Source organism: Streptomyces sp. NPDC055966 (genome assembly GCF_042269865.1).
GTDB lineage: Bacteria > Actinomycetota > Actinomycetes > Streptomycetales > Streptomycetaceae > Streptomyces.
On the sequence record NZ_JBHJYK010000017.1, the window covers coordinates 14,750 to 28,978 of the forward strand.

Here is a 14,229-nt window from a genome sequence, read left to right on the forward strand (position 1 = left end):
GTCCGTGCGTTCCCCTCGCGCTGAGCAGCAGCCCTGGACCTGTCTGGGAACACCACCAGCCCACAAGGCACTCAACACCCTCCTCACTTCACTCGGCTGACCGACCACGATGCGTCAGTCTCCGTCGGTGGCGGGCTGGATCTCGACGGTGAAGGCCGCGTCGGCGGGACCGGTGCCTTCCTCGCCCTCCCAGACGATCACGCGCACATGCTTGCGGACGGCGCCCTCGCGGTCCCACTCGGTCACGAGGTCGGTGACGACGAGGGCGGCGACGTACTCGGCGTTCTCCTTCGGGTCGTCGGTGGTGACGGTTCCCCGCCAACGCCCTGGATCGTCGCCGTAGGGGCGCCACCCCTCGGAGCCGTGCGGCTCCTCCACCCGGTATGTCCAGTCCGTCTCGGTACTCATGGTGCCGATCCTGTCGCTTTCCCTGCGGCTGCCCGGTGATGCGAACGAGTGGAAGCGGGGTGTCGCCGGGCGAAGCATTCGCCGGCCTCTGCGGGCGGCCTCACGGAAGCCCCGAGCGGGCCGCCGATCCGACCCGCCCAAGGTCTTCCCTGTCCTTCCTACTCCGCGTCGTCCGCATGGAGTTCGAGTCGCTGGTGGACGAGACGGGCGAGGTGGTTCAGGGTTCGCCCGGTGGCCAGATCCGGCGGTGCGAGTCGGATGGCGAAGAGGTCTCGGGCCTGGACCAGGAAGTGTGTGCCGAGCAGGGAGTCGAGTCCGAAGTCGGTGACGGGGCGGGCGGGGTCCATGTCGGCGGGATCGGTCTGCAGGACGCCTGCCAGGAGGTGGGCCAGTCTGTCGGTGATCGTGCCGAGGGCCTTGTCCGCGGGCAGGGTGGCCAGCGTCCGCAGGAGTTCGTCGCGGGCGTCCGCGGAGGCCGCGGAGGTGGGCGGGAGCAGGGGCGCGAATCGGGGTGTGGACAGTGCGGGCAGCAGGTCGCGTACGGCGCCCCAGCGGTAGCGGCCCGCTCCGGCGACTTCGGTGCCTGCCGCCAGGAGGTGACCGGCGGTGGTCAGGACCTCGGCGGGGGTGAGGAGTTCGAGGCCGCGTTCGGTCATGACGGTTTCCATGGCGTTGCGGGCGACGTATCCGGTTTCGCCGATCGGTCCCCAGGCCAGTGCCGTGCCGGGCTGTCCGCAGGCGCGTCGGGCCCGGGCGAGGGCCTCCAGGTAGGCGTTGGCCGCGGCGTAGGCGGCTTGGCCGGGGTTGCCGATCGCGGCGGAGACGGAGGAGTGGGCGAGGAACAGGTCCAGGTCGTGGTCCTCGGTGAGGCGGTGAAGGACGGCCGCTCCCGTGGCCTTGGGTGAGAGCACGGCGGCGAATCGGGCGTCGGTGAGTTCCGACAGCGGGGCGTCGTCCATGTGCATGGCCGCGTGGACGACGCCCCGCAGCCGGTGTCCGGAGGCGTTCACGGTGTCGATGACCTGTCGCAGGGCGTCCTCGTCGGTGACGTCGGCGGCGTGGGCGGTGGCACGCACACCGCGTTCGGTGAGCTGCTGGAGCAGGGCGGGGGCTTCGGGGGCCTCGGGGCCGCGACGGGACAGCAGGGCCAGGTGCCGGGCTCCGTGGTCGGCCAGCCAGTGGGCGGTGGCGGCGCCGAGCCCGCTCAGCCCGCCGGTGATCAGGTAGGTGCCGGTGGCGTCGAGGGCGGGGGTGCCGGGTGCGGGTTCGACGGGGACGGGTTCGTCGAGTGGGTCGAAGGAGATGACGATCTTGCCGGTGTGCCGGGAGTGCTGCAGGAGGTGGAAGGCTTCGTCGACGCGGGCGGCGGGGTAGACCGAGTGGGGCAGCGGGCGGTACGTGCCGGCGGCGATCTGTGATGCGCACGCGCCGGCGAGCCGGCTGCCTCGGGTCCGGTCGTGCACGACGGCGTCGAGGTTGAAGCCGATGAAGGTCAGGCTGCGGTGGAAGGGCCGGAGCGGCAGGGAGTTGTCGAGGAAGATGTCCTTCTTGCCGAGTTCGATGAACCGTCCGTTGGGGCGGAGCAGATCGACGTTGTGGGCGATCGCCTCGCCGCTGAGGGAGTTGACGACGACGTCCACGCCCTGTCCGCCGGTCAGCTCCCGTACCTGCGGAACGAAGTCCAGGCTGCGGGAGTCAAGGACGTGTTCGACGCCCAGGGTGCGCAGCAGGTCCCGCTTGGTCTCGGTCCCGGCGGTGGCGATGACGCGGGCGCCGCAGGCGCGGGCGCACTGCAGGACGGCCAGGCCGACCGCACCCGCTCCGCCGTGTACGAGCACGGTGTCCCCGGGGCCGAGGCGGCTCTGTTCGACGAGGGTGTGGTGGACGGTCAGGAAGGCGACGGGGAAGGTCGCTGCTTCGGCGAAGCTCATGTCCTCGGGGATACGGTGCAGGCCGTAGGCAGGGCTCGTCGCGTGGGAGGCGAGGCCGGCGGGGACGAGGCCGAAGACCCGGTCGCCGGGCTTGAGATGGTCAACGCCCGGCCCGACGGCGCAGACGACGCCGGCGCCGTCCGTGCCCAGACCGCGGCTGAGGGGGCTGTTCTCGACTGCCTCGGGCGGCAGCAACCCATTGGCGCGCATGGGGTCGCGGTAGTTCAGGGCCACGGCCCGCATCTCGATGGCGACCTCGCCCGGCCCGGGCTCGACGATGTCTGTCTGCCGCCATACCAGGCGGCGATTCAGGCTCGGGTTGCGTACGTCCAGGATGAACGGTGTCGTGGCGGGGTGGGCCGGCAGCTCGTCGGCGGGGTGCTGGACGTGCCGGGGGACGAAGCGTCCCTGCGGGGTGAGAACGATCTCGTCCTCCCGGCCGTCTCCGGAGCCTGCGTGCGTGGCGAGGAGCTCTTCGGCCATGCGCTGGGCGTCGGCCAGGGCGTCGTCGGTGCGGTGGCAGGAGACGCGTCGTACGTGGAGGTCCGGGCGTTCGTTGGCGAGTGTGCGGCACGCCGCCCAGATGGCCGCGTCGTCCGGCTGCTCGGGTTGTTCAGGTGCCGGGAACAGGCCGGTCGGGCGGGTGATGAGCCAGAGGTGCGGACTGGCTGTGCCCGGGAGGTTCTCGCAGGCGGTGGCCAGGGCACGCAGGAATGCGGCGCGGCGGACGGTTCGTGGGACGGTCTCGTGCGGGGCGGACGCGGCGAGCAGCAGCACGACGCGCGGGACTGTGTCCTTCGCCAGTACGGCGGTCCAGGTGGCCGTCTCGTCGGCCGCGGGGACGACCACGGCGTCGCCCAGCAGGGCGGCGAGCGCCTGTGCGGTCGGCACCTCGGTGGCGTCCTCGACGGCGACCACCCATGTGGCGCCGGGCACCGGTCGCGGTGCGTGCGCGTCCGCAACGGTGTCGGGGCCGGCCGCGGCCAGAAGGACGGATCGGTCGTAGGGTCCGGTCTGCACCACCTGGGTGAAGCCGCACCGTTCCAGCAGCGGGACCCACTGATCACGGTCGAGTACGCGGGACGCAGGGCGCAGAGTGTGGTCGGCGCGCTCCCAGAAGTCCTCCGAAGCCGCGAACAGCACGGCTTGGAGCTGGGCATGGTGCGGTTCGGTGGCCAGCAGCTGTCCGCCCGGGGCCAGCAGTGTGCGCAGGTGCCGCAGGGTCGTGGCCAGATCGGCGGTGTCCTGTAGGGCATCGCCGGCAAGGACCAGGTCGAAGCCGCCTCGGGGCAGGTCCTGTCCGGCCGGACCGGCGTTCAGGTCCACGGTGCGGTAGTCGACGAAGTCGTGGCGGCCGAAGCGGTGTTCGGCGCGGGTGAGGACACTGTCGTGGGGAGCGGTGCAGGTGTAACGGGTCCGGTCGGCCGGCAGCACGGGCAGGACTGCCGCCGTCAGGGCGCTGGTGGTCGCGCCGACCTCCAGGATCCGCAATGGTCGGTCGGCGGGCCAGCGGGCGACGATGTCGCCCAGCAGCGCCTGCACGACGCGGTGGGTGAAGCGGTGGGCGGGGCTGGTGTCCCGCATCTGCTCATAGGCGCTCTCCCCGGTCGACAGGAGCTCGCGTGGGTCGAGGCGTCCCCCGAGGACGTCGGGCAGGTGCCGCAGTTGCCGGTTGATGAGCAGGGTCTCGGCGCCGTACCCGGGATGGTCCTCCACCAGGCTGCGCAGCAGCGGCACGGCGCGGTCACCGGCGTCGGTCAACTGCCAGTTCTCGCCCGCTGTCCGGGCCAGGCCATGGCTGAGCAGCAGAGGCATCATCAGGCGCACCAGCCGCCGGTGCTGTGGCTGAAGGCCCCCGGTCACCAGGTCGTGCATCGCGAAAGGGGCTGCCGGATCGGTGAGAAGGCCGCGCAGCGTCCGGGCCCAGCAGCGGGCCGTGGCCTGTTCGGCGGCGGTGATGAAACGCTGGTGGCCGCTGTCGTCCAGGGCGGCGCGAGCGGCGGCGATGCGCGGCCCGGCCGCACGCGCCACCTCGCTCGGGGCGGGAAGCACAGAGGGCGGTGCGGGGCTGCCAGGGTGCGGGGCTGCCCTCAGGACGGTGCGCTGGACGGCCAGTGGGACGTGCTCGGTCAGCCCGCCGCGGCGGGTGCGGCAGCCGTCGATCTCGGCGGTGACGGTGCCGTCGGTGTCGGCGTAGGTGATGTCCCAGCAGATCTCGTTGGCGCTGCGGGTGCGGCGGCGCAGATGCACGATGCCCGTGGCGGCGGGGGTGCGCCATACGCGCACGGCCGCGAACACCGTCGGCAGGAAGGCGGCGGATTCCGTCGTCAGCTCGGACAGAGCCACGGTGGCCTGCAGCGGCGCGTCGAGCAGGACCGGGTGGGCGGTGTAGGCGTCGGCGGCGTGCCGGAGCCGATAGGAGAGAAGGACCTCGTCGTCGCCGACGTCCAGGCGGTCGATCAGCTGGAAGGCGGGGCCGCAGTTCAGCCCGATGCGATGGCAGGTCCGGTAGAAGTCCGGGCCGTCGATGTGCCGTTGACACCGCGTCCGCAGGGAGTCGACGTCGAGCGGTCGGGGTGCCGTGCCGAGCAGGCTGCGCACCCGCGCCCGTACGGCGGGCCGGCACTCGCCGCCGTGTTCCTCGCGCACGCTGATGGTCAGGGCGCCGTCGTCGGGGGTGACCGCGGTCTGCAGGGCGGCCGGCGTCGGGTCCGGCCACTGCAGGGACAGCAGACGGCCGATCTCCAGATGCCGCACCTCCACCGGCTGATCGAGGGCTCGGCGGCCCGCACTCAGCGCCATCTCGACGTAGGCGGCCGCCGGCATGAGCACGTCGTCGCCGATCTTGTGGTCACCCAGCCAGGGCACCAGCTGCGGCTCGACGGTGCCGTGCCAGACGGGGTGCGGGGCGGGCATCCGCTCACCGACCAGCGGATGGTCCAGCTCACCGGAGCCGCTGGTCCGTGCCACCCAGTCAGGGGCGCTGCCGTGCCAGTGCCGTTCGTGCTGCCACGGGTAGGCGGGCAGGTCCATGACGCGGCCCGGGCGGGGGAAGTGCTGCCGCCAGTCGGTCGTGGGGTCGGCGGCGAGCGCTGCGGCGACGGCGGCTGCGGCCTCGCGGCGGCCGTCGCCGTCACGGAGCAGGGTCGCGATGCAGGTGGCGTCCGTACGGCGCAGGTAGGGGCGTAGTACCGGGTGCGGGCCGATCTCGACCAGGACGCCCGCGTGCTCGGCCGTGAGGTGGCTGACGGCGTCGGCGAAGCGGACCGGCTCGCGGACGTTGCGCCACCAGTAGGGGGCGTCCAGTTCGCTGCCGGTCAGGGCGGTGCCGGTGACGGTGGAGACGAACGGGATCTTGGCGGCAGAAGGGGCGAGGCCGTCCAGCGCGGTACGCAGCGCCTCCTCGGTGGAGTCCATGGCGCGGCTGTGGAAGGCGTAGTCAAGGTCCAGCTCGCGGAAGAAGACGCCTCGGCCTGCCAGTTCGGCGCCCCAGGCGGCCAGCGCGTCGGCGCAGCCGGCGACCGTCACATCACGGTCGCTGTTGACACCGGCGATCTCCAACGCCCCACCACGGCGGAGCAGTTCCTCACGGGCCTGGTTCTCGGGCAGGCCGACGGCGGCCATGCGCCCCCGGCCCGCCGTGGTGCCCTGGGTGCGGCTGCGTTCGGCGATCACCAGCGCCGCCTGTTCCAGGGGCAGGGCCCCGGCGGCGTGGGCGGCGGCGACTTCTCCGACGCTGTGTCCGGCCACGGCGCGCGGCCGCAGGCCATGGGAGGCCAGCAGCGCGGTCAGGCCCACCTGCACGGCGAAGAGGGCCGGCTGGGCGATCTCGGTGCGCTGCCAGGCGCGGGGGGAGGGGGACGCGAGTTCCTTGGCCACCGACCAGCCCAGGTGCGGGGCCAGGGCCGTGTCCGCCTCTTCGACGGCCGCCCGGAAGGCCGGTTCGTGCTCCAGCAGGTCGGCGGCCATGCCCGGCCACTGCGAGCCGTTGCCGGAGTACACGAACGCGACGCCGCCCCGCGCACTCGTGCGCACGGTGGCTGCGTGGCCGGGCTGTCCGGCCGCGAGCTGGTCAAGTTGCCGGGCGGCGTCCTGCGGGTCGCGGGCCAGTACGGCGGCCCGGTGCGGGTGCGCGCTGCGCCGCACGGTGCTGGTGTGGGCGAGGTCGTAGAAGTCTTCGGGCCGCGCGGCGCGCAGGCGCTCTGCCATCCGGGCGGCCAGCTGGTCTCGTGCCTTCGCGGAACGGGCGGAGATCACCAGCGGCAGCGGGCGCGTGCTCGGTGCGGGGCCCACGTCGGCCTGAAGGGGCGCGGGCGGCAGGGTGACGATGGCGTGGGCGTTGGCTCCGCCGAAGCCGAAGGCGCTCACCCCCACGGCGGATCGTTCCCCCAGCGTCAAGGGGAGGGGTTCGACGGTGGGTGCCAGCTTGAGGCCGTCGAAGTCGATCGCGGGGTTGAGCGGAAGGGCATGCAGAGACGCCGGCGCCAGTCGATGACGCAGAACCAGGATCGCCTTCAGCAGGCCCGCCATCGCGGACGCGGGCTCCAGGTGACCCAGGTTCGTCTTCACCGAGCCGATGGGCAGTGCGCCGCTGCTGCGGTGCCGGCCGAGCGCCCGGCCGACGGCCTCGGCCTCCGCCGGGTCCCCGGCCGGGGTTCCGGTGCCGTGCGCCTCGAAGTACACCACGTCGTCCGCGCTGATCTCCGCCTCCGCGTACAGCGCACGCAGCAGCGCTTCCTGCGTCTCGCTGCTGGGCAGGACCATGCCGGTGCTGCGGCCGTCGGTGTTGTTGCCGGTGGCGGCCAGCACGGCGTGGACGCGGTCTCCGTCGGCCACCGCGTCCACCAGGCGTTTGAGGACGATCACCGCGCCGCCCTCCGCCCGCGCGAACCCGTCGGCGTCGGCGGAGAACGCCGCACAGCGCCCGCGGCGCGACAGCATGCCCGCATAGGAAAAGCCGGCGAAGGAATAGGGATTGGCCAGCACGTTGACGCCACCGACCAGGGCGACGCGGCTGGTGCCCTCGCGCAGGGTGCGGCACGCGCGGTCCAGCGCGACCATCGCGGACGAACAGGCGGTGTCGATCACCATGCTCGGTCCGCGCAGGTCGAAGGCGTACGACACCCGGTTCGCCGCGATCGACAGCGTCGCGCCGGGCATGGTGTGCGGACTCGTGTGGTCCTGCATCATCGCCAGCGTCGTGCCGTAGGCGGGGTCGGAGACACCCACGTAGACACAGGTGTCGGACCCCGCCAGCGACTCGGCCGGGATCGCCGCGTCGTCGAGCGCTTCGGCGGTCATCTCCAGCAACAGCCGCTGCTGGGGGTCGGTGTGCCGCGCCTCGGCGGGGGACATGCCGAAGTAGGCGGCGTCGAACGAGGCGACATCCGTGAGGAAACCGCCGGCGGCCGTGTAGCTGCGGCCGGGGCGCACGGCCCCCGGGTCGACCATCCTGTCCCTGGGAAGACGGTCGGCGGGCATCTCACCCACCATGTCCCGCCCTTCCCGCAACACGGTCCACAGTCCGTCCAGATCCGTGATTCCGCCGGGAAGCCGGCAGCCGGCACCCACCACCGCCACGGATCGCTCAAGCTGCGTCGCCACGTTTCCGCCTTCTCACACCGAATTGCAGACCTTGGGGTGATTCGGCATTGAAGAGCATCACGGAGGCGAAAGCCAATGCGGACCACTCGTTGGGGTGGAGAACCTCTCACCAGGTGCTTTGCGGGTCCGCCGCCGTGCGCTGCGCCGCTACGGTGGCGCGGTGCCCGAAGCCCGCCGTGCCCGCATCACTGCCGTCGCCGCTCACCTGCCGTCCCACTACCGGACCATGGACGAAGTCCGCGCCAAAATCGCCGAGACGGGCGGCTACGCCCCGCCCCCGGGCCTGCTGGAGGATCTCACCGGGGTACGCGGCGTCCATGTCCGGGAGGACGGCGAGAACGCCTCCGACCTTGCCGTGGCCGCCGCACGCACGGCACTCGACGAGGCCGGCCTGAAGATCGACGACGTGGACCTGCTGCTGTTCGCCGCGACGGCGCACGACCTGATCGAGCCCGCCACCTCTCACCTCGTGGCCGCGAAACTCGGTGCGTCCTGCCCGGTGTTCGACGTCAAGAACGCCTGCAACAGCGTCCTCAACGCCATGGAGGTGGCCGCGGCCTTCATCGCGGCAGGCCACCACCGCACCGTGCTCATCGCCTGCGGGGAGGTCGGTTCCCTGGTCACGCGGTGGCACGCCCCCGACCGTCAGGCTCTGCTTCGGGCACTGCCGGGCTACACCGCGTCGGACGCCGGCGCCGCGATGGTCCTCACCGCCGGACCCGCGGGCGACGACGATCCCGGAGTACTGGCGATGCGCTTCGTCAGCAACTCCGCCGCCTGGCAGTCGTGCACCGTGGCCGGCGGGGGAACGATGCACAGCCGGTCGGTGCACGACGACCACACCACACTGCGTCTGAACGGAGACCTCCGCCAGGGCGTGCTCGACGTTCTCCCGGAGATCCTGACCGTCGCAGGCAGCGAACTCGACACGGCACGCGCCGGCGCCTTCATCGCCTTCCACCAGATCGCCATGCCGCAGTACCGGGAGGTGATCCAGCTGTTCTCCCTGCCTGAGCACAGATGCATGCCCGCCGTACTCGAACACGGCAACGCCGCTGCGGCCTCCCTGCCACTGCAACTGGTCAAGGCCCGGGAGGCCGACCGTGTCGAGAGCGGGGACATCGTGACGATGCTCGGCCTGGCCAGCGGCTTCAGCTTCGGCCTGGCGCTGCTCCGATGGTGAGCGGCACGGCCGGCCGCGCCCCGGAACCCGCTCTCGCCCCGTCGACGCGAGAGGCCGTGATCGACCGGTTGATGCCGGGCTATCCACCGCCCTGTCACTGGCGGCGGGTCCCGTCCACCGGACAGCACTATCTGGACCTCGGCACCGGTGATCCGGTGCTGTTCCTGCACGGCAACCCGTCATGGAGCTACGCCTGGCGCAAACTGGTCGGCCGTCTCTCGCCGCACGCCCGGTGCGTGGTACCGGACCTGCCCGGTTTCGGGATGTCCCGTCATCTCAGGCCGCCCGCCGGATGCCCGGACCCCTACCAGGCCCAACTCGACCACCTGGACACCCTCCACCGCCACCTGGCACAGGACCGAGAACTGCCCGAGCGGGGCTGGACGCTGGTCCTGCACGACTGGGGCGGCCCGCTCGGCATCGCCTGGGCCCTGCGGCACCCAGGCGTCGTGACCCGCCTGGTCGTCTGCAACACCGTCGCCTTCCCCTGGCCCGCCGGCTTTCAGCTCCCCTTCTATCTGCGCTGGATCCGCGACCATGCGCTGGTGTCCGGTTTCGTCCACCTCACCAACGCCTTCGCCCGCACCGCTGTTCACGCCGGGGTCCACCATCGGCTGCCCGCGGCCGAGCGCCGCGCCTTCCTGCGGCCGTATGCCCGCAGCGGCGAGCGCCGGGCCGTCGTCGACGCCATCCGCGCCATCCCGCGCGACAGCACCGACCCGGCCTGGCAACTGCTCGAACCCCCGAACCCCGACGCCGGCCTGGGCGCGGTGCCCATGCTCATCGGCTGGGGCATGCGCGACCCCGTGTTCACACCCCTCGTCCTGGAGGAATGGGCTCGCCGCTACCCGCACGCCGCCATCCACCGCTTCCCCGACGCCGGTCACTTCGTGATGGAGGACGCCGCCGGCGAACTCGGCGACCACATCCGCGACTTCTTGCGAGGGACCCCGTGACCGCCACCGCCCTGAACGTCACCGCACGCCTGTCACGCCTGGCCGAACAGCCCGAGGCCACCGCGCTCATCAGCTGCCGTAAGCAGACCGACCGCACCGTCCACCGAGGCGAACTGCTACGAGGCTGCCACGCCACCGCCCAGGCCCTGCGCGAGGCCGGGGTCCTCCCCGGCCACAAGGCCGTGGTCATGACACGCGACGCCTACGACCTCACAGCCGTGACCTACGCCCTGTGCTCCCTCGGCGCCGTCCCCGTCCTGATCGAGCCGCGCGCCGAAGTGGGCCGCTGCCTCAAGGAGATCGCCCCGGACGTCCTCATCGGCGAGCCTCTCGCCCACCTGGGACGCCGAGCACGGGGATGGGGCCGCCCCCATGTGCGGATCGCCCTGGTCACGGGCCGAACACCGCTCGCCCCGGGGCGTCGGCTGACGACTCAAGCGCCCGACGGCAGCGGGCCGTTGCCACGACTGGCGGAGCCCAGCGGCGACGACCTGGCCATGATCGCCTTCACCTCCGGCTCCACCGGCCGCCCCAGAGGAGCGGAATACCGCTACACCACCCTGACCGGGCAGCTCGACGCGCTGACCGGGCTGCTCACCCCCCGGGCCGACGACGTCCTCCTCGCGGGTTTCCTGCCGGTGGCCATGCTCGGCCCGCTCCTGGACCTGACCACCGTCGCCCCTGCCGTCAACCATCTGGCCCCGGCGCGCACACCGCCGAGGGAACTCGTCGAGCCGATCCTGAGGCACTCCGTCACCAAGATCCTCGCCTCGCCCGCCGTTCTCACCCTGATCGCCGCCCACTGCGCCCGTCACGGCATCACCCTGCCCTCGGTACGGCAGATCCTGTCCTTCGGCGCCCCGCTGCGCACCCGTCTCGCCGATGCGCTGCGCAAGGCCGTCCCGGACGACGCCGAACTCCTCAGCGTCTACGGCGCCACCGAGTGCCTGCCCGTCTCCGCGATCACCGACCACGACCTGCGGACCGCGCGCCTGCGGCCGCCCGCCGGGCAGGCCGGCACCTGCCTGGGCCGGCCGCTGCCCGGCCTCCACGCCCGGATCCTGGACGCCGACGCCACCGGACTCGGTGAGATCTCCGTCTGCGGCCCCACCGTCAGCCCCGCCTACCACGCACAGCCCGAGGCCGACGCCGCCACCAAGATCGAGACCGACCGTGGCGTGCTGCACCGCACCGGAGACCTCGGGCGGCTCGACGACCAGGGCCGGCTGTGGTTCCTCGGCCGCCGGGCGCACCTGGTCACCACCTCCGGCTCCTCGTTGACCACCGAAGACGTCGAGATCGTGACCGACACCGCCCCGGGCGTCTCGCGCACCGCCCTGGTCGGCGTCGGCCCGGCGGGGAGCCAACTGCCCGTCCTGTGCGTGGAAGTCCAGCCCTCCGCCGACCGTGCCACGGTGCTGGCCGCGGTACGCGCCGCCCTGACGGGCCACCCGGCAGCACACCGCATCGGCGCCCTGCTGCCGCACCCGGGCTTTCCCACCGACCCCCGGCACAACTCCAAGATCGACCGGCCGCGGCTGGCCGCCTGGGCCGCCAAGCGCCTGCGCGGGAGGCCGCGGTGAAAGTACTGGTCACCGGAGCAAGCGGCTTCCTGGGACGGGAGATCTGCCGGCAGCTGACAGCACGGGGCATCGCCACGTCCTCCCTGTGCCGCCGCCCCAGCACCCCGCTGGAACACCTGGGAGTCCAGCAGCACCTGGGTGATCTCACCGACGCGGGCGCGGTCTCCAGTGCCGTCGCCGGCTGCGACGCCGTCATCCACAATGCCGCACTGGCCGGGGTCAGCGGCCCGCCGGCGCCCTACTGGGCCATCAACGTCGGCGGTACCCGCCACGTGATCGAGCAGTGCCGCGCCCATCAGGTGCGCACCCTCGTGTACACCTCGACCGCCAGCGTCGTCTTCCGCCCCGGCGGTCTGGAGGGTGTCGCCGAGGATCTTCCCTACCCGCGTCGGCACCTGGCCGCCTACCCGGCCGCGAAAGCCCGTGCCGAGGCCCTCGTGCTGGCCGCCCACAGTCCCGAGCTGGCCACCGTCTCGCTGCGTCCGCACATCATCTGGGGCCCGGGCGACCCCCACTTCGCCCCGGCCCTGGCGAGAGCCGTCCTGGCCCGCCGCCTGCTGATGCCCGGGCACGGAGGCAACCTCGTGGACACCACGCATCTGCGCACCGCCGCCCACGCCCATCTCCTTGCCCTGGACCGTCTCCAGCAGTCCCCGGCGGCCGGCGGCCGTGCCTACTTCATCGGCCAGGACGACCCGCGTCCCCTGCGCGAGATCGTCCACCACTTCTTGGCAGCCGCCGGCATCGACGCCCGCTGGTGCGCCGTCCCACCCCGCCTCGCAACGGCCGCGGCCGCCGTCAGCGACACCTGGCTGCGCGTCATCCGCAGCCCTCGCACCCACGCCCTGAGCCGCTTCCTGGTCACCGAACTCCTGCAGCCGCAGCACTTCGACCTCACCGCAGCACGCCGCGAGCTGGGCTTCGACCCGCCGATCGGGTTCGAGACCGGCCTCGCAGAGCTGACCCGGACCACCCCGTCCGCGCCGGACGACAGCAAGGAAACCTCATGCCGGAAACGCACCAGCTCCTCTGCTCCATCCTGACCAGCACCTTCCGCATCCCAGAAGACGAGATCCAGCCCCAGGCCACGCTGGAGGAACTGGGCCTGGACTCCCTGGCCCTGGCGGATCTGTGGCTCGTCATCCACGAGAGGTTCGGGGTGACGGTCACCGGCGAGCACGCCGCCCGCAGCACGACCATCACCGAGATCGTCGATCGCCTGGACATCCTGCGCGCGGAAGACACCGGGGCGGCGGCGTCCTCATGACAGTGCCCGTCGCCATCACCGGACTCGGCCTGCTCACCCCGGGCGGGGAGCACACCGATGCCACATGGAACGCCGTGTGCCGCGGCGTGGGCACCGCGGCTCACGATCGGGCGCTCGCCGGCCTGCCTGTCGACTTCTCCTGCCGCGTCCCCCTCACCCGGGACGCTCTGGACCAGCGCGTCGGACGCACGGCCTGGCGCATGTCGCGCAACGCGAAGCTGGCTGTGCTCGCCGCCCGCGAGGCGGTGCACGACGCCGGCCTCGATCCCGCGACATGGAACGGCGACCGGGTCGCCGTCGTCGTCGGCTGCGGGCTGGGCGCAGACGCAGTACGTGAAGAGCAGGGCAAGCGGCTGGACGAACGGGGACCCGACATGGTCTCCGCGCTCACCATCCCCCAGCTCGTCCCGAACATGGCGGCCGCAGAGGTGTCCATCGACCTCCACGCGCACGGCCCCAGTCTCGCCCCGGCCACCGCCTGCGCCTCCGGCGCCACCGCCATCGCGCTGGCCCGCGACCTGCTCGCATCCGGCCAGTGCGACGTCGCGGTGGCCGGGGCCACGGAAGCCGCCATCACCCCGCTCACCACCACGGCGTTCTGGCGTGCAGGCACCCTGTCCCGGCGCGCCGACGCGGTCACCGCTGCCTCCCGGCCCTTCGCCGCCGACCGCGACGGCTTCGTCTTCGGGGAAGGCGCCGGCGTCCTCGTCCTCGAACGGACCGAGGACGCCACCGCGCGCGGCGCCCACGTCCGCGCCCGGCTCGTGGGCTGCGGCAGCACCTCGGACGCCCATCACCCCACCGCGCCCGTCCCGGGCACCCCAGGCGCGGAGGCGGCCCTGCGCACCGCTCTGACCGATGCGGGGCTGGCCCCGCACGACGTCGACCACGTCAACGCGCACGGCACCTCCACACCACTGAACGACGCCGGTGAAGCGGCCATGATCGCCCGCGTACTGCCGCACCGCCCCAGCGTCACCGCCCCCAAAGGCGTGCTCGGCCACGGCTGCGGCGCGGCAGGCGCCGTCGAGGCGGCCCTGACCGTGCTCGCCATCCAGCACCGCACAGTGCCGCCGATCGCCAATCTCCAGGCCCCGGCGCCCGAATTCGACATCGACTGCGTCACCGGACAACCACGTCAGCAGGACATCCGCGTCGCCGTCAGCAATTCCTTCGGCTTCGGCGGCCACAACGTCGTCCTCGCCCTGGCCACATCGTCCTGACGACACCGCGGCCCATCTGCACCCGGCCCGCCGAGACGAACTGCCCTGGAACGCCACACGCCTTGAAGGACCCA

Annotated in this window: 8 protein-coding genes; 6 read left to right on the top strand and 2 right to left on the bottom strand. The window is 72.6% G+C overall.

What is annotated here, in order from left to right; all coding sequences use genetic code 11:
• Nucleotides 1-114: 114 nt before the first annotated feature.
• Nucleotides 115-408 (bottom strand): hypothetical protein, encoded by a 294-nt coding sequence (locus ACFC8N_RS31315; RefSeq protein WP_356036750.1) that lies wholly within the window; start codon nucleotides 406-408, stop codon nucleotides 115-117.
• Between the two features lie 158 nt (nucleotides 409-566).
• A complete protein-coding gene (locus ACFC8N_RS31320; protein ID WP_376291651.1) occupies nucleotides 567-7,943 on the bottom strand; it encodes an SDR family NAD(P)-dependent oxidoreductase in 7,377 nt (2,458 codons plus the stop codon).
• Between the two features lie 160 nt (nucleotides 7,944-8,103).
• Between ACFC8N_RS31320 and ACFC8N_RS31325 the strand changes: the two genes are divergently transcribed.
• Genes ACFC8N_RS31325 through ACFC8N_RS31350 form a run of 6 tightly spaced genes read left to right on the top strand, consistent with a single transcriptional unit; the run spans nucleotide 8,104 to nucleotide 14,155 of the window.
• Entirely contained in the window at nucleotides 8,104-9,126 is a 1,023-nt protein-coding gene (locus ACFC8N_RS31325) for a 3-oxoacyl-ACP synthase III family protein (protein ID WP_376291654.1), read from the top strand.
• Complete coding sequence (locus ACFC8N_RS31330) at nucleotides 9,120-10,082, top strand: alpha/beta fold hydrolase (protein ID WP_376291656.1); 963 nt, start codon at nucleotides 9,120-9,122, stop codon at nucleotides 10,080-10,082. Before ACFC8N_RS31325 ends, ACFC8N_RS31330 begins: the two co-directional genes overlap by 7 nt.
• Nucleotides 10,079-11,665: an AMP-binding protein gene (locus ACFC8N_RS31335; protein ID WP_376291658.1), complete on the top strand. Its 1,587-nt coding sequence runs from the start codon at nucleotides 10,079-10,081 to the stop codon at nucleotides 11,663-11,665. Before ACFC8N_RS31330 ends, ACFC8N_RS31335 begins: the two co-directional genes overlap by 4 nt.
• Nucleotides 11,662-12,708, top strand: coding sequence for an NAD-dependent epimerase/dehydratase family protein (locus ACFC8N_RS31340; protein WP_376291660.1), 1,047 nt, complete (start codon nucleotides 11,662-11,664; stop codon nucleotides 12,706-12,708). Before ACFC8N_RS31335 ends, ACFC8N_RS31340 begins: the two co-directional genes overlap by 4 nt.
• Nucleotides 12,672-12,932, top strand: a complete 261-nt coding sequence (locus ACFC8N_RS31345; protein WP_362822445.1) for an acyl carrier protein — start codon at nucleotides 12,672-12,674, stop codon at nucleotides 12,930-12,932. Before ACFC8N_RS31340 ends, ACFC8N_RS31345 begins: the two co-directional genes overlap by 37 nt.
• The gene (locus tag ACFC8N_RS31350) at nucleotides 12,929-14,155 is read left to right on the top strand and encodes a beta-ketoacyl-[acyl-carrier-protein] synthase family protein (protein WP_376291663.1); all 1,227 of its coding nucleotides are present in this window, start codon (nucleotides 12,929-12,931) and stop codon (nucleotides 14,153-14,155) included. Before ACFC8N_RS31345 ends, ACFC8N_RS31350 begins: the two co-directional genes overlap by 4 nt.
• Nucleotides 14,156-14,229: the final 74 nt, after the last annotated feature.

Coding starts and splice junctions, on each gene's coding strand:
- ACFC8N_RS31330 (WP_376291656.1), top strand. CDS start 9,120: ATGGTGAGCGGCACGGCCGGCCGCGCCCCGGAACCCGCTCTCGCCCCG.
- ACFC8N_RS31315 (WP_356036750.1), bottom strand. CDS start 408: ATGAGTACCGAGACGGACTGGACATACCGGGTGGAGGAGCCGCACGGC.
- ACFC8N_RS31345 (WP_362822445.1), top strand. CDS start 12,672: ATGCCGGAAACGCACCAGCTCCTCTGCTCCATCCTGACCAGCACCTTC.
- ACFC8N_RS31350 (WP_376291663.1), top strand. CDS start 12,929: ATGACAGTGCCCGTCGCCATCACCGGACTCGGCCTGCTCACCCCGGGC.